The organism is Berryella intestinalis (assembly GCF_000814825.1).
GTDB classification, from domain to species: Bacteria; Actinomycetota; Coriobacteriia; order Coriobacteriales; family Eggerthellaceae; genus Berryella; species Berryella intestinalis.
In genome coordinates this window covers 712,281-732,843 of record NZ_CP009302.1, presented here as the reverse complement: position 1 = coordinate 732,843, position 20,563 = coordinate 712,281, and the positions used below count along the sequence as shown (strand labels likewise).

Genomic DNA, 20,563 nt, shown 5'->3' with positions numbered 1-20,563 from the left:
CAGGGTCCTTACAGGTTCAGCAGCCCTTCGGGGATAGACACGACGATGCGGGAGCCGTCCGGATCCGCCGACATCACGAACTCGTCCACAAGCGGGATGAGGAGGGGGTTCTTGCGATCGGCGGAGACGACCTCGAGCAGCATCTGCCCGGGGTTCTCGAGGATATCGGACACCTCGCCCAGCAAACCGAAGCGCTCGTCAACCACGCGCGCACCCACCCACGACAGGGCGCCGACGGCAGGCGACGCGAGGTCCAGCGATTCGGACCGAACGAGGCAATGGCAGCCGACCAGGGCCTTCGCCTGAGACATCTCTTCGATCCCCTCGAACAGCACCTGAGCCGTCGTATCGGTCGCGCCCGTGATCTGCGATACGCGGGCGCGCCGGGGAACGTCGGTAACGGGCGGCACGAACGCCACCTCCATGCCGACCTGCAACAAAAAAGGAAGGCCCGCCGTGCTCTTCACGACGAACCCTCCGGCGAGGTTTCTGGTCTTCGCCAACACGGCGACATCGGTCCACGCGCGCATCTACTCGATGATCTCGACTTCCACGTGCGTGTTGGTGCGCGACGCAGCGGCGCGGGCAAGCGTGCGGATCGACTTGATCACGCGGCCCTGGCGGCCGATGATCTTGCCCGCATCCTCCTCGTTGACCTTCACTTCGACCAACACGACCCCTTCGGGAGAAACGCTCGAAGAGATCTGCAGGTCGTCTTTGTGGTCGATGAGGGGAGCGACGATGCACTCGACCAGGCTGGCGATTTCAGTGGGCTGATCGGCCATGACCGTTATTCGCTCTCGCGGCCCTTGATGAGGCGGGCGACGGTGTCGGTGGGCTGGGCGCCGCACTCGAGCCAGTACTTCAGGCGCTCGTCGTTGAACGACACCATGGTGGGTTCGGCGCAGGGGTTGTAACGGCCGATCTCCTCGATGAAGCGACCATCGCGCGGCGAGCGGGAATCGGCGACGACGACGCGGTAGTACGGACGCTTCTTCGCGCCGTGACGGGCAAGGCGAATTTTGACTGCCATTAAAGAACTCCTTTTATCCTATCAACTTCGGCGCAGACTTTGAGGCTGACACCGGAGTCTGCAAACAGCGACTGTACATGATACGGTTCAATACCGTTTTTGACAAGGGCATCCTTGCGCAATCTCTACAAGCGGGGCATATGCGGGGGCTCCTTCATAGGACCGCCACGCCGAAGGGTTACTCCCCCTTCATCAGATCCTGGATCTTCTTCAGATCCGACATGTTCATGCCGCCGAAACCGCCGCCCGGCATGCCGGGAAGCAACGGGCGGCGCTGCTTCTTGCCCTTCTTCCCCTTCTTGCCCTTCTTGCCGCGCGCGGGTTGCTCGGTGATGGCGGGCATCATCTTCTTCACCATCTTGCGCGCCTCGCCGTAACGCTTCATCAGCTGGTTCACGTCGGTGACGGTCACCCCGGCGCCGGCGGCGATGCGGGCGCGGCGCTGGCCGTTGATGAGGTCGGGCTTCTCGCGCTCGGCCTTGGTCATCGAGTTGATGATGACCTCCATGCTGTCGAGCGCCCTTTCATCGACCTGGCCTTGGGCAAGCGCCTTGTCGCCGCCGGGCAGCGCGCCGATAAGGCGCGAGATGCCGCCCATCTTGCGGATCTGGCGGTTCATGTCGATGAAGTCGTTCAGGTTCAGGTCCGCCCGGGCCAGCCGTTCGGCGACCTCGGCCTCCTCCTCTTCCTTCTGGACCTTCACGGCGCTTTCGATAAGGCTTAGGACGTCGCCCATGCCCAGGATGCGCCGGGCCATGCGGTCGGGATGGAAGGCCTCCAGCGAATCGGGCTTCTCGCCCGACGAGACGAACTTGATGGGCTTTCCCGTAGCCTCGCGCACCGACAGCGCGCCGCCGCCGCGGGCGTCGCCGTCCATCTTGGACATGATCACGCCGTCGAAATCGACCCGCTCGGCGAACGCCTTGGCGACGTTGACCACGTCTTGGCCGGTCATGGCGTCGACCACCATGAGGATCTCGTCGGGCTCGACCGCCGAACGGATGTTTTCCGCCTCGGTCATCATGGCCTCGTCGACGTGCAGGCGGCCCGCCGTGTCGATGATCACGACGTCGCGCAGGTTGTCCACCGCCTCGCGCACGCCCGCCTTGGCGATGGCGACCGGATCGGCTCCGTCGCCGCGAAACACCGCGACCCCGATCTCCCCACCCAGGGTCTCCAGCTGGTCGGCGGCCGCGGGACGGTACACGTCGCATGCCACGAGCTGGGGCTTGTGGTTCTGCTGCTTCAGCAGGTAGGCGAGCTTCGCCGCCGCCGTGGTCTTGCCCGAGCCCTGAAGGCCCACGAGCATGATGACGTTGGGTATGCGGTTGGGTGACAGCTCGAGCGTCGCATCGGTTCCGCCCAGGATGCGCGTCAGCTCGTCCATCACGACCTTGATGACGTTTTGGGCCGGCGTGAGCGAATCGAGGATGTCGCTTTCCATGCACTTCGCCGTGGCGTTGGCCGTGAAGTCCTTCACCACTTTGAAGTTGACGTCGGCTTCGAGCAGCGCCATGCGGATCTCGCGCATGGCCTCGTTGATGTCGGACTCGGTGAGGCGGCCCTTGCCGCGCAGGTTGGCGAACACGCCTTGGAGGCGGTCGCTCAGGCTTTCGAACATATCAGCTCCTCGAGAAACTTTAAGGGAAACGCAAGTATAGCGGACGCGGCGGGCCTAGGCGCTGCGCGCGTCGAAGCTCCCGATGAGCGCGTCGGCGTACTCGCGCGCGTCGAAGGGCTTCAGATCGTCCAGGCCCTCGCCCACCCCGAGCTTCAGCACGGGTAGGCCCAGGCTGTGCGACACAGCGAGCGCGATGCCGCCTTTCGCGGTGCCGTCGAGCTTGGTGACGACGACGCCGTCCAGATCGAGCGCGGAGTGGAACTCGCGCGCCTGGTTCAGCCCGTTTTGGCCGGTAGTGGCGTCGATCACGAGGACCGTGTGCACGGGAGCGTCGGCGCGCTTGCGCACGACGCCCACCACCTTGCCCAACTCGCGCATAAGGTCGGCCGAGGTATGGAGGCGTCCTGCGGTGTCGATGAGGACCAAATCGGCGTCGAGGGCCTCGGCGCGCTCGATGGTGTCGTAGCACACGCTGGCCGGGTCGGCCCCGCGCTCGCGCGCGCATATCTCCACCCCGGCCCGCTTCGCCCACACCTCCAGCTGCTCGATGGCGGCGGCACGGAACGTGTCGGCGCTGCCCAGCACCACCGAGCGGCCCGAATCGCGCGCCTGTTTGGCGATCTTGCCGCAGGTGGTGGTTTTGCCCGCCCCGTTGATGCCGACGAACAGCACCACGGAGCGGCCCTCGTCGAACACCTCGGGGCGGGGTTCGGAAAACGAGTCGGCTATGCGCTCTTTCAGAAGGTCGAGCACCGCGTAGGCGTCGGGAAGCGCCCGCCTCGTCGCGGTGTCGCGCAGATCCAAGACCAGCTCGGAAGCGAGCGCCCCGCCGATGTCGGCGAGTATCAGCGCCTCCTCGAGGCCGTCCCAGAACTCGTCGTCGAGGTCGGGGCCCCGGTCGAGCAGAACGTTCATCTGCTCTTTGAAGCGCTCCCTCGAGCGCTGCAACCCTTCGGTGAACCGTCCGAACAAACCCATGTGATCCCCTATTCTGCGTGCTTGAGCGCGTGTTCGAGCTTCTGGCTGATGACGCGCGTAACGCCGTCGCCTTGCATCGAGACGCCGAACAGCACGTCGGCCATCTCCATCGTGCGCCTCTGGTGCGTGATCATGATCAGTTGCGTCTCGTTGCGCAGCGAATCGACGTAGGCGGCCAGGCGGCGCAGGTTCGAATCGTCGAGCGCAGCCTCGACCTCGTCCAGTATATAGAACGGAGTCGAGCGAATGCGGTAGACCGCGAACAGCAGCGCGAGCGCCGTGAGCGATTTCTCGCCGCCCGACATCAGCATCATCTTGGTGATGCGCTTGCCGCGGGGCTGCGCGACGACCTCGATGCCCGTGCCGTCGACATCCGACGGGTCCACCAGCTCGAGGCGCGCCTGGCCCCCCGGGAACAAGACGGAGAATATCTCCGAGAAACCGCTGTTCACTTCGTCGAACGTGCGGACGAAATCGTCTTTCATGCGCTTCTCGATGATGCGCACGATCGAATCGAGCGACGTGCGCGCCGCCTCCATGTCCGCCAGCTGGGCCTCGAGGAAATCCGTGCGCTTCTTCAGCTGCTCGAATTCCGCGGCGGCGTCGGGGTTGACCGAGCCCATGTTCTTGATGCGCCGCTCGAGCCTGAACATCTCGTCTTCGAACGCAGCGCGGTCCTCGAGCTCGGGAAGGCCCTGGGCCGTCTCGATCGACGTCGCGCAATCGCGCGTGATCGCCGTGACGGCCGCCTCGATCTGAACCTCCAGGCGGCCCTTGTCGACGCGTACCTGCGTCATGCGGGCGTTGGCCTCATCGAAGCCCTCCCGCGCCGCCTGCGCCTCGCCGCGGGCCCGCGCCGCGCTTTCGGTGAAGCCCGACGATGCCTGCTCAGAGCTTGCCAGCGCCTCCTCGAGGGCGCGCACGCGGCGCCGCAGAGAAGCCCCCAGGCAGCCCATGGCCTCGAGCAGGGGCTCGCAGCGCTTCTGGGCGGCGCGCTTGACCGCCAGGACCTCGACGGAGGACTCGGCCTGCTCGTCGATCAGGGCGATGTCGCGCCCGCGCGCCTCGACGACGCGGCGGGCGTACGTGCGCCTCTCGGTAAGCGTCGCCAGCGAGAGCTTGGCGTTTGCGAACTCCTCGTTCAGGCGCCCCGCCTCGCGGCGAAGCGGGACGATCCCCTCTTCCAGCTCCTCGACGCGGGCTCGCGCAGCAACCAGGCCGCCTTCGATCTCGCACAGGCGCGCGTCCATCTTCTCGACGGCCGGGCGCAGATCCCCTACCTTCTGGCGGGCCCGCTCCAGCTGGCCGGTGATCTCGTCCCGTTCGCGGACGAAGGCAGCCAGCTTCTTCTCGGCCCGATCGGCCTCGGCGGCCGCGGAATCGACCTCGCCGCGGCAACGGGCCAGCTGCTGGCTGAGCTCGAGGCTCCTCTCCTGGGCCGTGCGGCAGGCGCCTTCGGCCGCAAGCGCCTCCCCGTCGCGGGCCCCCTTCGCTTCGACGGTCTCGGAGAGCCGCGCGGACAGCTGGTCGAGGCGGCGTTCGCGGGCCAAAACGCCGTCTGCCTCCTTGCGGGCCGCCCCGTACACGCGTACCTTCCCCGAGGGCCACGCCACAACGCCGTCCCGGGAGGCGAACCGGACGGGCGCGCCGCCGGCGCCGCGCTGCGCCTCGAGCGCCTCGCGGGCCGTATCGACGACGATCACGTCCCCCAGAAGCGACTCCACCGCGCCTGCGGCGTCTTCGCTGTACGAAAGGAGCTCCACCAAAGGGCGACCCCGCGGGGCCTCGCAGCGAGCCGGGGCGCTCGCCGTGCGCGCGACCAGGCTCACGTTTCCCGCACGGCCTTCCTCCAGCAGCGCCTCGACCGCCTCGCGCACGCGGGCGGAGTCGGGCGCGACGAGGCCGGCGAGGTCCTCGCCCAGAAGGCTTTCGACCAAGGACTCCAGACCCTGCGGCGCGCCGACCGCCTTGGACAGCGGCGCGAGCACGCCCTTGAAGCGGTCCGTGCCGTCCACCAGCCACGAGAGGGCCGGATCGTCGGCGCGCCCCGCTCGTTGGAGCTGCTCGAGGGCCGCGATCTCGTTTTCGGCCGCACGGACGGCGTCTTGGGCCGCATGGGCCGCCGCGCGCGCGGCGTCGCGCCTCTCCAGCGCCGAGGAAAGCTCGACCTGGGCAGCCCGCTCCCCTTCGATGAGCCCGTCGAAAGACGCGCGCAGCGACTCGAGCCGCGCTCGCTTCTGCTCGAAGTCGCTTCGGGCCGCGGCGATATCGGCGTCTATCTCGGTGCGGCGCGCATCGATGACCTGCTCGCGGGCGAGCTCGTTCGAAAGGGTGTCGCCCACGGATGCGCGGCGGTGGCGTATCTCTTCCCGCTCCCGCTCGTCTTTGCGTACGGTCACCTGCAGCCCGTCGAGCTCGCGCTCGACCGCGCGCCGGCGCGCGACCGCCTCGTCGCGCTGGGAGGAAAGCTCATCGACCTTGGCCGAAGCGGCGGCGAACAGGGCCTCGACCTCTTCGAGGGCCGCACGCGACCGATCGAGTTCGAAGCGGGCCTCCCGCCTCTTGGACGCGGCGGACGAAAGCGAGATGCGCACGTCCGCCTCGTAGCTTTGGGCGGCGCGGCGCTTTTCGCGCAACAGCATCTCGGCCGAGTCGAGGCGCTCGGCCGCCGACGAGGCGCGGCGCTGGGACCGGGCGATCTCGCCGGCGCCCGCGGTTTCGCGCTGGATAAGCTGCTGGAGGTCTATCACGGCCTGCTCGCACCGGGCAACCAGCGCGCGGCGGTCGTCGATGTCCGACGCGATCCGGCCTTCCTGCGCAACGATCTCGTCCCAACGACCCTGAAGCGACCGCAGGTCGTCCACTGCCAACGCCAGCCTCACCTCGGAAAGGCGGGCCGACGCCTCGGCATGCTCGCGGGCGCGCTTCGCCTTGCGTTCCAGGGGAGCCAGCTGCTTCGCGATCTCCGCATGAACATCGCGCACGCGGGCCAGGTGGTTGTCCATCTGCTCGAGCTTGCGGGCGCTTTTCTCCTTGCGCTGCTTGTGCTTGAGGATGCCCGCCGCCTCCTCGATGAGCGCGCGACGGTCCTCGGGGCGCGACTGGAGGATCGAGTCGAGGCTTCCCTGCGAGATGATGGAGTGCGTCCCCGTCCCCAACCCGGTGTCGTGCAGGATGTCCAGCACGTCCATGCGGCGCGCCACCGACCCGTTCACCAGGTACTCCGACTCGCCGCTGCGGTACAGGCGGCGCATGATCGACACTTCGGAGTAATCGATGGGAAGCGTCCCGTCGGAGTTGTCCAGCACCAGCTCGACCTCGGCCACCGACACGGGCTTGCGCGCCGTGGAGCCCGAGAAGATGACATCTTCCATAGCCTGCCCGCGCAGGTGGCGGGCGTTGCGCTCGCCCAGAACCCACAGCACCGCGTCGGAGATGTTCGACTTGCCCGAACCGTTGGGGCCGACCACGGCGGTGATCCCCGGTTCGAGGGAGAGGGCGCTGCGGTCGGCGAACGACTTGAACCCTTTGAGGACGAGCGATTTCAGGTGCATGCGCTAATCCGCCTTGTGGAGCTTCCTGCCCTTGCGAGCAGCGGCCCGCTCGGCCGCCTTGCGCGCGCGGGCTTCCGCGTTCGCGGTGATCTTGTCCGCTTTGGCGAAGGCGTCGGCCACCGTGCGCTCGGCCTTGGCCTGGGCGTTGGCCACGTCTTTCTTGGCCTTTTCCTCCTCGTCCAAGCCGAAACCGAAGAACTCGCCCAGACGGGCGAGGGTGCTTTTCGCCGCCTGGCTCTCGGCCTCCTTCTTCGTGCGGCCCGTTCCGCGCGCCAGGCCCTGGGTCCCGGCGAACACCTGGGCGACGAAGGTGCGGTCGTGCGGCGGTCCCTGGGTTTCGACCAGCTTGTACGTGGGCGTGATGCCGCCTTCCTGGAGCTTTTCCTGAAGGGCGCTCTTGGGGTTCTCGGGCTCGCGGGCCATGTCGATCGACATGCGCGGGATGAGGGTGCGCTGGACGAACTCGTTTGCGGCGTCCATGCCGCCGTCGAGGTACAGGGCCGCCACCACGGCCTCGAACACGTTTTCCAAGGCGGAGTGCAGCCCGCGCTTGCCCGTGCCGGTCTCCGAGGACCCGAACACGATCGCATCGGCGAACCCCAGCCCGGCCGCCACCTCCGAAAGGCTCGTGCCGGACACCAGCGCCACCTTGATGCGGGTCAGACCCCCCTCGTCGAGGTCGTGGAAGCGGTGAAACGCCGTCGAGGCGACGATGGAGCCCAGGATGGAGTCGCCCAAAAACTCGAGACGCTCGTAGGAGTACTTGACCGAACGGCCCTCGGTTGCCGACGGGTGCGTGATGGCCGACAGCAGCAGGTCCTCGTTTTCGAATCGATGCTGCACGATCTTCTCGGCAAGCGCAAGCTTGCCCCGCTGCTCTTCAGTAAGGTTCATACATCCCCGTTGCCGCGCCCTTGCGGGCGCTCCCATCGAAGCGGGCGCGCACCTGCAAGGGCCACGCACCCGACCTGTTCGCATACACGTACGCGAAAGCCCCGTTTCCAGGGCTTTCGGAATCCGTTTTCCTTATTGTACGCCAAGCAGCGCCGATGCGCGTTACCGCAGCGCGGTTTGCTCGATTAAACCAGAAACGTCGGCGCGCACCACCAACGCGGTGGTGAGGATGCCGTTGCGCACGGCGCGCGCGTTGGACGAACCGTGCCCGACGATGCAGGCGCCCTTGACGCCCAGAAGCGGGGCGCCGCCGTACGCGTCGGCGTCGACCCTGTTCTTGAGGTCGCTCAGCCCGCCCTTGATGGCCAACGCCCCCAGCTTCGCCGTGGGGGATGCCGTAAGGACCTGTTTGAGCTGCCCGAACAGCACCTTGGCCGTCCCCTCGAGCGTTTTGAGGGCGACGTTGCCGGTGAACCCGTCCGTGACGATCACGTCGAACGTCCCCGCCAGCACATCGCGGCCCTCGGCGTTGCCCTTGAAGCGGGGCTCCTTCTCCTTCAGAAGCTCGTGGGCCTGCTGCGCGAACTGCGACCCCTTGGTTTCCTCTTCCCCGATGTTCAAAAGCCCCACGCTCGGATCGTCCACGCCCAGGACCTTCTCGGCGTACACGCTTGCCATGCGGGCGAACTGCACGAGGTATTCGGGCTTGCAGTCGGCGTTGGCCCCGACGTCGCACAGCACCGTGGGTTTGAGGGGCGAGGGCACCACGGTGGCCAGAGCAGGGCGGGCCACCCCTTTGATGCGGCCCATGACCAGCGTGGCGGCCGCCAGGCAGGCCCCGGTCGACCCAGCGGAGAAGAACCCCTGGGCGGCGCCCTCCTTCACCAGGCGGCATCCCACGACGATGGAGGAGTCCTTCTTCTTGCGAACCGCGTTGGCCGGATGCTCGGCCATATCGATGAACTCGGTGGTCGCCTGCGCCACGCAGCGGGCGTGCCGGGCCGCGAAGGGTTCCACGGTCTGCGCGGGACCGCACAGCACGATGTTGAGGTTCTCGTCGGCCGCAAGCGCCTCGGCAACGCCGTCGAGCACCACCGAGGGGGCGTGATCGCCACCCAGAGCATCGACCGCTATCGTTACCTTTTCCTGCATGGGGCTCTCCCTTCAAACAAAAACCTCCCGACCGGCATGCCGCGGGAGGTTCTATTCTACGATCGTCCGAAACCGAGCCTAGTCGGTCTCGACAACCTCGCGGTTCTTATAGAAACCGCAGTTGGGGCAGACGCGATGAGGCAGTTTGACCTCGCCGCACTGCGGGCAGACGGAGCGCGAAGGCGCATCGATGCGGTCATGGGTGGCGCGACGGGTACGGGTGCGGATACGGCCCATGCGTTGTTTAGGTACTGCCATGTCTCTCTATCTCCTTCGTCGAGCCGCTGCCTTGAACCGCAGCTCAAATCTACATAAACATGCGACGTGATATGTTAGCAAAACAACCCGTGCGCCGCAAGGCCGTTTGAAATTTCAACGACCCTCCATCTTCGCGCAGCCTGCGATCCAAGGGAGATGGGCAGCGCTTGGAGCGGATCGAAACCGAAGCGGCCTATCCCAGATCGATCCGCTTGAGGACCGAAAACGGGTTCGCGGCCTCATCGAACTCGCGCACGGCGGCGTCCCCGCCGCAACCGCAGTCGCCCTCGTTGAGGTTCGCGCCGCAGTTCGGGCACAGCCCCGCGCAGTCGTCCCGGCACAGCGGCACGAAGGGAACCTCCACCAGCAAAGCGGCTTCGATGAGCGGAACCAGGTCGATCTCGTGGTTGGCGGGAAGCACGTCGAACTCGTCGTCGTCGAGACCCTCGACGCCGTCTTGTTCGGAGCCGATGAGGAAATACCCCTCGATCTCGCCTTCCAGGTCGAACTCCACCTCGTCGAGGCAGCGCGCGCAATCCACGACGGCGCACCCGCTCGCCCGCCCCGAAACAAGGAGCGCCTCGCCGGTGTTGGTGACGTCGACCTCCCAGGCAACCGGATCCGAAAAGCGGTACTCGTCGCTTCCGGCATGCAGCGTTCCCAGGTCGAACAGACCCTCATAGCGAGAGCTCTCCGCAGGTGCGAAGAGCTCGGCAGGGATCTTGATGGTTGCGAATCTGGCCATTAACGCGAAGACTGGGTGGTGGCGTTCAGCCGATCGCGGCAGCGGCGCACGTTGTTCAGCAGCGAGTCGAGGCTCTGCTCGACATGGCCGAACACCTCGTCGGCGTAGTCTTCCGCACCGGCGCGCGTCTGGCGTTCGAGCTCGCGGGCGTCGGCGACGATCTGGTCGCTCTGCTGCTGCGAGATGCGCACGATCTCCTGCTCGCTGGCGATGGTCATAGCCTGGCTGCGCGCGTCTTCGATCATGCGCGCGGCCTCGGCCTCGGCGTCGTCGAGCAGGCCCTGGCGCTCGCGAACGATCTGGCGGGCCTGGGAGAACTCGCTGGGGAACGTGTCGCGGATCTCGTCCATGATCTCGAATGCAGCCGAGATGTCGATCTGGCGCATGTTGTTCTTGCCGAAAACGGGCTTCGAATCCTCGAGGAGGATGGACAGCTCCTCGAGCAGTCCCAATACTCCTGTTTCGTCCATAATCGTCCTTCCAAGCCTGCTGCGTTTATGTTCCTGATAAATAAGCGCCCAACGCGCGTAATCGTCTGAATTTTAACAGGTTTGCCCGCAGCCCCAGACCACATCACAAAGCATTTATATTATAGCCGCTCTTCACGGCCCGATCCCGCGGAAGCGGCATCTGCGCCGAATCGGGCGGCGGCGCGGGAAAAGCCGCCTCAGCCGCCGAAGCGCTCGGCCAGCGCCTCGGCGACGCACGTGGGCACGAAACGTGCGTAATCCCCTTTCAAGCTGGCTATTTCGCGAACGATGGAAGAGGACAGGTACATGTATTCCGGCGACGACATGATGAACACCGTCTCCAGCTCTTCGTCGAGCTGGTAGTTCATCGCCGTCATCTGGAACTCGTACTCGAAGTCGGTGATGGCGCGCAGGCCCTTGATCACGACCGTCGCCTCGACCTCGCGGGCAAAGTCGACCAGGAGGGAGTCGAAGGCGACCACGCGCACGTTCGGGAGGTGGGCGACGGCCCGCTCGACCAACGCCACGCGCTCGTCGATATCGAACAGAGGATTCTTCTTCTTCGATGCGGCGACGGCCACCACCACTTCGTCCACGAGCTGCGACGCGCGCGTGATGACGTCGAGATGGCCGAGCGTGATGGGGTCGAAGGTCCCCGGTGTGAGCGCTCGCTTCATTGAACGGTCCCCTCTCATCTGAAAAGCGCATCCCGCTGCGCTGGAAACGACAAGCGTATTATGCCCTACCCTTCGACCTGCAGGATCGCGACGCCGGTCTTTCCGTACCTTTTATCCGCCAACAGCGAGAACCCGGCGGCTTCGGCCCGCTCGCGCACCGCCCCGCCCGACTTCGCGTCGAACTCGTAGGCGACGAGCGCGCCTTCAGCCAGCATCCCGGACGCCGCGAGGCAGGCCGGGATCGACAGCGCCTCTTCGGGAGCGTACCGGTACGGGGGGTCGAGGAACACGAGGTTAAACGGGACGGGACCCAGGCGCGCCGCCGAATTGAAAACGTCGGCCCTCAGCACGCAGGCGCGGTCGCGCCCGACTTTGCACCGCGCGAGGTTGGATACGACGACGCGATGCGCCTTCGGATCGCACTCGCAGAACACGGCGCGGGCCGCCCCGCGGGACAGAGACTCGATGCCCAGCGCGCCCGACCCGGCGAAGGCGTCGAGCACGCACGCGCCCTCGAGGGGCCCTCCGATGCTGATAAGCGAGCTGAACAGGGCCTCTCGCACCCGATCGACCGTCGGGCGCGTCGCATCCCCCGCAGGCGCGTCGATGGGACGGCCCTTGAACTGTCCTGCTATGATGCGCACGCTATCCTCCTTGGAACTCGGTTGATCGGCTGAACGACAGCCGCGCCTCCCGCGCGAGCGCGCGCACGTCTTCCCCCTCGAGCAGCGGATCGGCCTCGACGATCGCGCGGGCGTCTTCGTGGGCGGCTTCGATGAGGGCCGCGTCGCGTACCACGTTCACCAGCTTCAGCCCCGACGCCCCGTGCTGGCGGTTCCCGAGGATGTCGCCCTCGCGGCGAAGCGACAGGTCGAACGATGCGAGCTCGAATCCGTCATCGGTCCCCTCCATGGCCGCAAGGCGCGCGAGGGCCTGCTCGGAGCGGGAAGACGACACCAAGAACACCTGGGCGGGAAGACCCGCGCGCCCCACGCGGCCGCGCAGCTGGTGCAGCTGGGCCAAACCGAACCGATCGGCATCCTCGATGATCATGATCGTGGCCTGCGCGACGTCGACGCCGACCTCGATCACCGTCGTGGCCACGAGCACCTGGGTCTGCCCCGACCGGAACCGCTCCATGACCTCCTGCTTGCGCCGCGCGGGCATCTTCCCGTGCACCAGCTCGACCGCGTGATCGGTGAACACCTTCGTCTGGAGAAACGCCGCCTCCCCCTCCGCGGACGAAAGCTCGGCCTCGCATAGGTCGTCGTCCGATTCGATGCTGATGGACGCGTAGACGTATTCGGACTCGGCCTGCGATCCCCCGTCGGCGCTCTTCCCGCCCTCGGCGGCAGACGCCCCCACCAAAGGGCACACGACGTAGACCTGCTCGCCCCGCGCGAGCGCCTCCTTGGCGGCGTCGTAGGCGATGCCGCGGGAATCCTTGGTGAGCACCCGGGTCGCGCGCGGCGCGGCGCCGGCGGGGCGATGGCGCAGATACGACAGGGTCATCCCGCCGTACAGGGCAAGCGCAAGGGTGCGCGGGATGGGCGTGGCCGTGAGGAAGAGCGCATCGGGGCAAGACCCCTTCCCCACCAGCTTCGCGCGCTGGTCGACGCCGAAGCGCTGCTGCTCGTCGATGACCGCGAGCGAAAGGTCCTTGAAGCGCACGGCGTCCTCGATGAGCGCATGGGTTCCGATGAGCACGTCCACCACCCCGGCCTCCACGCGCTCGAGCAGCAGCGCGCGTTCGTCGGCAGGGGTCGATCCGGTCAGGACGTCCCAGATCACTCCCACCCGATCGAAAAGCGGGCCGAGCGTGGCGGCGTGCTGACGGGCGAGGATCTCGGTAGGGGCCATGAGCGCGGCCTGGGTTCCGGTATCGGCCACCGCAGCCAGGGCGTGGGCCGCCACGACGGTCTTTCCCGTTCCCACGTCGCCCAGAAGCATGTGATTCGCAGGTTTCGGGGCCGCCAGGACCGACAGGATCTCGCCCACCGCGCTTCGCTGCTCGGCGGACAGCTCGAACGGAAGGGCCGCCGAGAGCTCGGTCACGCGGCGCCCGTCCACTCGATGCGCAACGGGGACGCGTCCCTCGCGGTTCAGCGATTCGTCCCGCATGAGCTGCAACTGGAGGAAAAGCACCTCCTCGTAGGCAAGGCGGCGGCGGGCGGAGGCCTGTTCGGCCATCGACCGGGGGAAATGGATCGCGTTGAAGGCGCACCCGCGGCTCATGAGGCCGCGGCGCGCGCGCAGCTCGAGCGGAAGCGGGTCGAGCATCCCCGCCGTGTGCTGCAAGGCGTTTCTCACTAAGCGGCGGACCCAGGCGGTCGAGAGCTTCTCGGTGGCGGGGTGGATGGGCACCACCAGCCCGCCCGTTTGCCCGCCCGCGTCGTCGAGCACTTCGATGAACGGGTTGGTCATGCGCTTGAACCCGTAGTTGAACTCGACCTTGCCGGCAACCGCGACCGCCGCGCCCGGCTTGATCTGGTCGGCCAGCCAGGGCTGGCGAAACGCCGTTACCATGAGCACGCCCGTATCGTCTACGAGCGAGATCTCGACCAGAGACAGGTTGCGGCGGGGGCGCTTGAGCTTCACCTCGTGGACGCGCCCGTTCACCGTGCAGTTCTCGCCGATGGCCGCATGGGCGACCGCCTGGACGCTGGACAGGTCCACGTAGCGGCGGGGGAAGTGCTCGAGCAGGTCGCGGACGGTGCGCACCCCGAGCTTGCGCAGGGCCGCGGCCCGCGCGGGGCTGACGAGGCGCACGGCCGACGCATCGGCGTCGAGCGCCATCGTGGCCTCCAGGCGATCGCGCGGGGTCTCTCGCGCGGCCCTCGAGTGCTTGGATCCGTCTGCCACCGAACCGCCCGCGCTTTCTTCGGGCCGCTATTCGACGGAGAAGACGACCGGGTACAGCGGCTGCTCCCCGCGATGCGACTCGACCTCGATGTCCTCGTACTTCTCCTCGATGAGCGCGACCAGCGCCGCAGCCTCTTCGTCGCTGAAATCCTCGCCCGCCAAAAGCGTGAGGGTGTCGGCGTCTTCGGCCTCCATCGCGTCGAGCAGGGCCATGACCACCTGAGCGATATCGGATCCCACGGCCTCGATGGACCCGTCGGCGATGCCGATGACGTCGCCCGAGGCGATGGGGTTGCCGTGCGCGTCGCGCGAATCCTTCACCGCACGGGTGATCTCGCCGGTCTTGACGTCGGAAAACGCCTCGGTCATGGATTCGAGGTTGGCCGAAAGGTCGCATCCCTCGTTGAACCCGAACAGGGCGGAAAACGCCTGCGGAACCGTCTTGGTGGGAACCACGCCGCACGGGATGTCGGCCAGCTCGCAAGCGCTTTGGGCGGCCATGATGATGTTCGAGTTGTTCGGCAGCACGATGACCCTATCGGCGTTGATGGAGGCGATGGAGTCGAGCAGGTCCTTGGTGGACGGGTTCATGGTCTGACCGCCCGAGACCACCACGTCGACGCCCAGGCTCTTGAGGATCTTCGCGTTGCCCGCGCCGCTCGCGACGGCGACGAAGCCGTAGGGCTTGCGCTCGGCTTCCTGGGAGGCCTGCTCGGAAGCCAGCTTGTCGGCGCGCTCGGCGCTTTGCAGCTGCATGTTGTGGATATGGACCTCCGAGATCTGCGAGTCATGGGTGAGGAACCACTGGAGCACCTGGTCGGGGCGGTTCGAATGGACGTGCACCTTGAAGTTCGGATGCATGCCCACCATAAGGTCGCAGTCTCCCATGGTGGGAAGGAACTCGCGGGCCGCATCGACGTCGACCGAATCGGAATGCACGAGGAACTCGGTGCAGTAGCGGAACTCCGAGCCCTCCCAGTCGTTGATGAGCTCGATCTCCACCTTGGGGGCGTCGGTCCGCGCGAACGCGAACTCGTCTTTCAGCCCCCCTTCCTTGCCCATGAGCGCGGCGACGAAGCCGTCGACGAGGATGGCCAGGCCGTACCCGCCGGCATCGACCACGTTGTTCTCCTTCAGAACGGGCAGGAACTCGGGCGTGCGCTGAACCGAAGCGTAGGCTTCGCCCACCACGAACTCGAGCGCGTCGTCGAGCGAAAGGCGCTTCTTATGCGCCTGCCTGGCCGCCGAGGCGATGTCGCGCAGCACGGTGAGGATGGTCCCCTCGACGGGCTTGCGGACCGCTTGGAACGCAACTTCCTGAGCGCGGGCGAACGCGGTGTCGAGCGCCGCGGTGTCGAACGTCGAGCATTCGGCGCAGCCCTCGCACAGACCGCGCAGGATCTGCGAGGTGATGACGCCCGAGTTGCCGCGCGCGCCCATGAGCGCGCCGGTGGTGATGGCCTTGTAGATGTCGGCCGACGGGGCCCCGATGGGAACGCGGGCCACGTTTCCGATGACCGATTCGAGCGTGAGCGACATGTTAGTGCCGGTGTCTCCGTCCGGCACCGGAAAGACGTTGAGGCGGTTGATCTCGTCTTTGCGCGCGGAAAGCCCCTTGCTCGCCGCCGCGAGGGCGTTGAGCGTATCGTTGGCGGTGTATTCAGACATAAGTTGAAGATTCTCCTTGCATGCCGCACCCTGAAACGGGGTGCGCGACCCTGTTGCTACTTGCGGACCTTGACGCCCTGGACGTGCACGTCGACTCCGGCGAGCGGAACGCGCGCGTACTCCTTCAGCACGAAGGACACCTGGTCGACCAGGTTCTGGGACACGGTGTTGATATTGGTCCCGTACTCCATGACCACATACAGATCGACGTGGATCCCCCCTTCGACGGCTTCGACCACCACGCCGCGGCGCAGGCGGGACGTCGGGAGGATCTTGGCGATACCGGGCACGTTGGTGGGTGCGGTCATGCCGACGACGCCGTAGCACTCGGCGGCGGCATGGCCCACCATATCGGCAAGCACGTCGTTGGCGACGTGGAGCTCTCCGGGAATGACGGTGCTCATATGCGGTCCTTTCGATGAACGGGCGCTGTCTCGCCCGTTGTATGATCAGATCAACGGTAGTATAGACTAAAGGCCGTGGCCCGCGGTGCGCGCTGCGGCGAGGCGAAACCCTATACAGGAAAAAACCTTGCGGCCTTGAAAACGTTTATGGTACACTTCCAAGGCTGTTTGTCGATTACCATTTCATTCGTCGATGGAATGCCAAGCATGGAGTTGATTCAATATGTCTAAAGTTTGCGAAATCTGCGGTAAGCACCCCGTCGCCGGGCACAACATCAGCCACTCTCATCGCGTGACCGGGCGCATGTTCCGCCCCAACATCCAGAAGATCACCATCAGGGACGCGAAGGGCCGCGTTCGCAAGGCCAACGTGTGCACCAGCTGCATGAAGGCCGGCAAGGTCGAGCGCGCCTAACGCGCGACCCAACTCCCTTTTTGGCATTCGAGCCCCGCAGTCGCTGCGGGGCTTTTTCTCGTTTCCCGAACGTTTTGCCCCCTCGGCGAAACCCTTTGTGCGAAGGGAACCCGCGGAAGGCGGCTCGGCAAAGCGCTTCGGGCCCTCGCCGCCTCTTGCGGCCTGCGCCGCAAGCGGGACCGCGACCGCGCCGCGGCCCCGCTGTTCCCCTCACCCGGCGCGATGGCAGGATCAATCGGCGACGATGAGCAGGCGCCCGCAGTTCGGGCACACGCCCAACGGGGCATGGGCGCGCAGCTCGATGAGCTTGCCGTGCTCGAGGGGCGTTCGGCACGAGCCGCACTTTCCCTCGCTGAGCACGCCCACTCCCACACCGCCTCCGCGCGCAACCGATGCGGCGTAGCGCTTCAGCAGGTCGGCGGGCAGCTGCGAAGCCAGATCGTCGCGGCGGTCGGCCAGCGCATCGGCCTTCTTGCCGTATTCCGCCCGCGCCGCCTCGAGCGACTCCGACCAGCGTCGATCCTCCGAGGCGAGCGCCGACCGGGCCTCCTCGATCTGCCTGCGCAGACCCGCCGCCTTCTCGGAATCGGCATAGAGCTTCTCGAGGCGCTTCTCGCACGCCGTGCGCTTGTCGCCCAAAGAGCGCAGCTTCTTGGAATCGACCTCGATGCTGCGGTAGTCCGTCCCCGCCGCATCGATCCTCGCCTGGGCGCCCGCCTGCTCTTCGGCCAAACGGGCGTCTTCGGCCTCGGCCTGGGCTATCGAGTCGGTCAGCTGCTTTTGCGCCGAGGCGAGCGCACGGGCCTTCTGTTCGACCTGGGCGATCTTCGCCCTCACGGACGCATGCTCTTTGCGCGCGGGCAGCTCGTCGAACTCTCTTTTCGAACGCGCGATGTCCAGATCGACGCGCTGGAGCCTCATCAGGTTGTTCATATCCTCGTGTCGCAGCTGCATAGCGCCCCCCTTGCAAACCTATACGGTGAACCAGTTAGAACTTTGATCGTAGATGTGGATCGACTCGGCGTCGACGCCCACCGATGCGACCGCTTTGGCGAGAACCGCGCAGAACGGCAGCTCGCTCACGTCGTGCCCGAGCTCGACGAGCGAAAGCCCCCGCTCCTGCGCATCGAGGGCGTCATGGTACTTGACCTCGCCGCACACCAGGCAGTCGGCACCCTGGGCCAAGGCCCCCTCGATCACGTTGCCGGCCGATCCCGTGGCGGTGACCACGCGCGCAACAGGCGTATCGGGATCCCCCCACACGCGCGGAGTGCGGCCGAACACCCGCTTGCAGCGCACGGCGAGGCTCCGGAGATCCAGCTCGTCGCCGCGCACCGTGCACAGCTGCCCGTATCCGAGCCGGCCCTCGCGCGCCGAGGGGACGACGATCCCGTCGAACTCCAGGTCGAGGATCCACGGCAGCATGCGCGCCCCGTCGGAGCTCACGTCGAGCGCCGTGTGGAACGACAGGCAGCTCACGTTCCAGCGCGCCGCCGCATGCACGCGCGTGCCGGCCGCATCTCCCCCGTTGCCGAAGGCGATGAAGCCCTGCGGAGGGTCGATGAACAGGGGGTGATGGGTGATCAGCACGTTCGCCCCGAATTCGCGGCAGGCGCACAGCGCGGCGTACGTCGGGTCGAGCGCGATCGCCACCGACGACACCGGCTCGCCGGGATCGCCCACCACCAGGCCCGTTCGGTCCCAGCTCTCGGCGTCTTCGCGCGGATACAGCTCGAGCAGCCTGCGCTCCAGCTCACCCACGGTAAGCGCCGCCGCGAGCTCGTCTTCCCTCAGAAGATGGTTCTTCATGCCAGTTCGACCTCCCGTCGGTCACCGTCGCGCGTCGGCACCGTCACCGTGCGGTACCCCGCGGCATACATCGATCGCAGCGCCTCGGAGATTCCCCGCCCCACGTTTTCCGGGCAATGGGCATCGGAACCCACCGTGCAGGGAACGCCCGCCGAAGCGAACCGCTTCAGCAGGTCGGGCGCCGGATACACCTCGGCACACGGGCAGAAGGTCCCCGAAGCGTTCGTCTCGATCATGCGGTCCGAGGCGAGCACCGCATCGACCGCGTCGTCGTAGAGCGCATCGACGCGAAACGACGGGTAGATGCCGAACTTCTTCACCAGATCCGGATGGCACATCACGTGGAACGGCAGACGGGTGCACGCGGCCGCGTCGCACCACAGCGAGAAGTAGTCACGCCATATCCCGTCCGCTTCCCCGCGCACCTCCCAGCGCTCCATGCTTAAGTCGGGATGGTCGATGGGCCAGGTGCCGATGAAATGGACCGACGCGCACACAAGCTCGAAGCGCTCCAGATCGGCGGGTTCGATCCCCCGATCGTCCGCTTCGCCCAGCCAATCGAACTCGCAGCCGGCGAGGATCTCGATCCCAGGATGCTCGACGCGCGCCCGCTCGATCGCCTCCAGGTAGGACGGGAGCTCCGAGGCGGGCATGGCCGAATCGCCGTTGGGGTCGAACGCAGGGGAAAGCGGGTAGTGCTCGGTGATGCCCAGCGTGGACACGCCGCGAGCGCAGGCGGCCCTCACCAGATCGGACACCGATCCCGTCGCGTGGCCGCACAGCTCGGTATGGGTATGCGCGTCTACGAGCTCCCTCATTGCCAGTCCAGACACTCCCTCAGCGCGGCGACGAAACCGTCGATATCGGCTTCGGTGGTGAATCGCCCGAACGAGATGCGCAGGGCCCCGTAAGCCGCATCCGCATCGACTCCCATCGACTTCAGCACGTGGCTGGGTTCGAGGGAATGAGACGAGCAGGCCGAGCCGCCCGACACCCCGAACCCCTTCATGTCGAGGCGCAGCACGAGCGTCTCGCTTTCGTAGCCCTCAACGAGCACATGGACGATGTTGGGAAGGTAGTCCTCGCTTCCCGGCGCAACCGAGACCGTGGGCGTCACGCCCGCGATGGAGGCCAGCTGGGAATACAGGCGGTCGCGCAGGGTGCGCTGGCGAGCGCTCTCGTCCGCCCGCAGCTCCACGGCCGCGCGCGAGGCGGCCGCGAACCCCGCGATGCCCATCACGTTCTGCGTGCCGCTGCGCCGCCCGGCCTCCTGGCCGCCGCCCAGCAGGTAGTCTTGGAACGGGACGCGAGCGCGCACGTACAGCGCGCCGACCCCCTTGGGGCCGCAGATCTTGTGCGCCGCGAACGAGGCGGCGTCGACGTCGAGCTTCTGGACGTCGAAGTCGACCTTGCCGAGGGCCTGCACCGCATCGGTGTGGAACAGCGCCCCGTGATCATGGGCGATGCGGGCCAGTTCGGCGACGGGTTGAAGCGAGCCGACCTCGCTGTTGGCGGCCTGGATGGACACGAGGACCGTGTCCTGCCCGATAGCCGCGGCCAGCCTGTCGGGGCGGATGAACCCCGAGCGGTCGGGATCGATGCGCGTGACCTGGAAACCCAGCGACTTCAAACGGTGCGCCGGGGACAGAACGGCCTCGTGTTCGATGGACGAGATCACGATATGGGGCTCGAAGGAGCCCTGCCGAGCGCGGTTGCGCTGGGCGGCCGCGGCCTGCGCCAGCCCGATGATCGCGGTGTTGTCGGCCTCGGTCGCCCCTCCCGTGAAGATGACCTCGCTCGGACGGGCGGCGTTGATGTCGCGGGCGAACGAGCGGCGCGCGTACTCGAGCGCCTCGAACGCCGCGCGACCGGGCGCATGCAGGGAATTGGCGTTGGCGTTGAGCGCGATGTTGCGCCTTCCGGGCACCAGGTAGGGCCGCATTGCCTCGACGGCCTCTTCGCACAGCGGGGTGGTCGCGGCCCAGTCGAGGTACGCGTAGTTTTCAGAAACGGTGACGGCCAT

At 66.8% G+C, this 20,563-nt stretch carries 21 protein-coding genes; 1 reads left to right on the top strand and 20 read right to left on the bottom strand.

Going from position 1 to position 20,563, the window contains the following annotated elements; translation table 11 throughout:
- Positions 1-8: 8 nt before the first annotated feature.
- The 16 genes from JI75_RS03230 to JI75_RS03155 all read right to left on the bottom strand — a co-directional run bounded on the left by JI75_RS03230 (position 9) and on the right by JI75_RS03155 (position 16,316).
- A complete protein-coding gene (locus tag JI75_RS03230) occupies positions 9-530 on the bottom strand; it encodes a ribosome maturation factor RimM (protein ID WP_039688724.1) in 522 nt (173 codons plus the stop codon).
- Positions 531-785 carry a KH domain-containing protein gene (locus tag JI75_RS03225; RefSeq protein ID WP_039688723.1) on the bottom strand — a complete coding sequence of 85 codons (255 nt, stop codon included), beginning with the start codon at positions 783-785 and terminating at the stop codon, positions 531-533.
- A gap of 5 nt (positions 786-790) precedes the next feature.
- Positions 791-1,033: a 30S ribosomal protein S16 gene (gene rpsP / locus JI75_RS03220; protein ID WP_039688722.1), complete on the bottom strand. Its 243-nt coding sequence runs from the start codon at positions 1,031-1,033 to the stop codon at positions 791-793.
- A gap of 178 nt (positions 1,034-1,211) precedes the next feature.
- Positions 1,212-2,654, bottom strand: coding sequence for a signal recognition particle protein (gene ffh, locus JI75_RS03215; protein WP_039688721.1), 1,443 nt, complete (start codon positions 2,652-2,654; stop codon positions 1,212-1,214).
- 54 nt (positions 2,655-2,708) lie between these two features.
- Positions 2,709-3,632 (bottom strand): signal recognition particle-docking protein FtsY, encoded by a 924-nt coding sequence (gene ftsY, locus JI75_RS03210; RefSeq protein WP_039688720.1) that lies wholly within the window; start codon positions 3,630-3,632, stop codon positions 2,709-2,711.
- A gap of 8 nt (positions 3,633-3,640) precedes the next feature.
- Positions 3,641-7,186: a chromosome segregation protein SMC gene (smc, locus tag JI75_RS03205; protein WP_039688719.1), complete on the bottom strand. Its 3,546-nt coding sequence runs from the start codon at positions 7,184-7,186 to the stop codon at positions 3,641-3,643.
- A gap of 3 nt (positions 7,187-7,189) precedes the next feature.
- Positions 7,190-8,080, bottom strand: a complete 891-nt coding sequence (gene rnc, locus JI75_RS03200; protein ID WP_052241549.1) for a ribonuclease III — start codon at positions 8,078-8,080, stop codon at positions 7,190-7,192.
- Positions 8,081-8,242: 162 nt separating this feature from the next.
- A complete protein-coding gene (gene plsX, locus JI75_RS03195) occupies positions 8,243-9,232 on the bottom strand; it encodes a phosphate acyltransferase PlsX (RefSeq protein WP_039688717.1) in 990 nt (329 codons plus the stop codon).
- A gap of 78 nt (positions 9,233-9,310) precedes the next feature.
- Entirely contained in the window at positions 9,311-9,490 is a 180-nt protein-coding gene (rpmF, locus tag JI75_RS03190) for a 50S ribosomal protein L32 (RefSeq protein WP_039688715.1), read from the bottom strand.
- A 193-nt stretch (positions 9,491-9,683) separates the two neighbouring features.
- Positions 9,684-10,235, bottom strand: coding sequence for a YceD family protein (locus tag JI75_RS03185; protein ID WP_039688714.1), 552 nt, complete (start codon positions 10,233-10,235; stop codon positions 9,684-9,686).
- Positions 10,235-10,705, bottom strand: a complete 471-nt coding sequence (locus JI75_RS03180; RefSeq protein WP_039688712.1) for an ATP synthase subunit B family protein — start codon at positions 10,703-10,705, stop codon at positions 10,235-10,237. The genes JI75_RS03185 and JI75_RS03180 overlap by 1 nt, the downstream gene beginning before the upstream one ends.
- A 197-nt stretch (positions 10,706-10,902) precedes the next feature.
- Positions 10,903-11,382, bottom strand: coding sequence for a pantetheine-phosphate adenylyltransferase (gene coaD, locus JI75_RS03175; RefSeq protein WP_039688710.1), 480 nt, complete (start codon positions 11,380-11,382; stop codon positions 10,903-10,905).
- Positions 11,383-11,447: 65 nt separating this feature from the next.
- Complete coding sequence (gene rsmD / locus JI75_RS03170; RefSeq protein WP_039688708.1) at positions 11,448-12,026, bottom strand: 16S rRNA (guanine(966)-N(2))-methyltransferase RsmD; 579 nt, start codon at positions 12,024-12,026, stop codon at positions 11,448-11,450.
- A 1-nt stretch (position 12,027) separates the two neighbouring features.
- Positions 12,028-14,244 carry an ATP-dependent DNA helicase RecG gene (gene recG, locus JI75_RS03165; RefSeq protein WP_240993211.1) on the bottom strand — a complete coding sequence of 739 codons (2,217 nt, stop codon included), beginning with the start codon at positions 14,242-14,244 and terminating at the stop codon, positions 12,028-12,030.
- A 27-nt stretch (positions 14,245-14,271) separates the two neighbouring features.
- The gene (locus JI75_RS03160) at positions 14,272-15,912 is read right to left on the bottom strand and encodes a DAK2 domain-containing protein (protein WP_039688706.1); all 1,641 of its coding nucleotides are present in this window, start codon (positions 15,910-15,912) and stop codon (positions 14,272-14,274) included.
- A gap of 56 nt (positions 15,913-15,968) precedes the next feature.
- Positions 15,969-16,316, bottom strand: a complete 348-nt coding sequence (locus JI75_RS03155; RefSeq protein WP_039688704.1) for an Asp23/Gls24 family envelope stress response protein — start codon at positions 16,314-16,316, stop codon at positions 15,969-15,971.
- A 223-nt stretch (positions 16,317-16,539) separates the two neighbouring features.
- Between JI75_RS03155 and rpmB the strand changes: the two genes are divergently transcribed.
- Positions 16,540-16,731 carry a 50S ribosomal protein L28 gene (rpmB, locus tag JI75_RS03150; protein ID WP_039688702.1) on the top strand — a complete coding sequence of 64 codons (192 nt, stop codon included), beginning with the start codon at positions 16,540-16,542 and terminating at the stop codon, positions 16,729-16,731.
- A 231-nt stretch (positions 16,732-16,962) separates the two neighbouring features.
- On the opposite strand, the gene JI75_RS03145 is transcribed toward rpmB, so the two are convergent.
- The 4 genes from JI75_RS03145 to JI75_RS03130 are packed head-to-tail and all read right to left on the bottom strand — an operon-like array spanning position 16,963 to position 20,563.
- The gene (locus tag JI75_RS03145; protein ID WP_039688700.1) at positions 16,963-17,685 is read right to left on the bottom strand and encodes a zinc ribbon domain-containing protein; all 723 of its coding nucleotides are present in this window, start codon (positions 17,683-17,685) and stop codon (positions 16,963-16,965) included.
- An 18-nt stretch (positions 17,686-17,703) separates the two neighbouring features.
- Complete coding sequence (locus tag JI75_RS03140; RefSeq protein WP_052241548.1) at positions 17,704-18,540, bottom strand: Nif3-like dinuclear metal center hexameric protein; 837 nt, start codon at positions 18,538-18,540, stop codon at positions 17,704-17,706.
- The gene (locus tag JI75_RS03135; protein ID WP_240993210.1) at positions 18,537-19,373 is read right to left on the bottom strand and encodes a histidinol-phosphatase; all 837 of its coding nucleotides are present in this window, start codon (positions 19,371-19,373) and stop codon (positions 18,537-18,539) included. The genes JI75_RS03140 and JI75_RS03135 overlap by 4 nt, the downstream gene beginning before the upstream one ends.
- Positions 19,355-20,563, bottom strand: a complete 1,209-nt coding sequence (locus JI75_RS03130; protein ID WP_039688695.1) for a cysteine desulfurase family protein — start codon at positions 20,561-20,563, stop codon at positions 19,355-19,357. Before JI75_RS03130 ends, JI75_RS03135 begins: the two co-directional genes overlap by 19 nt.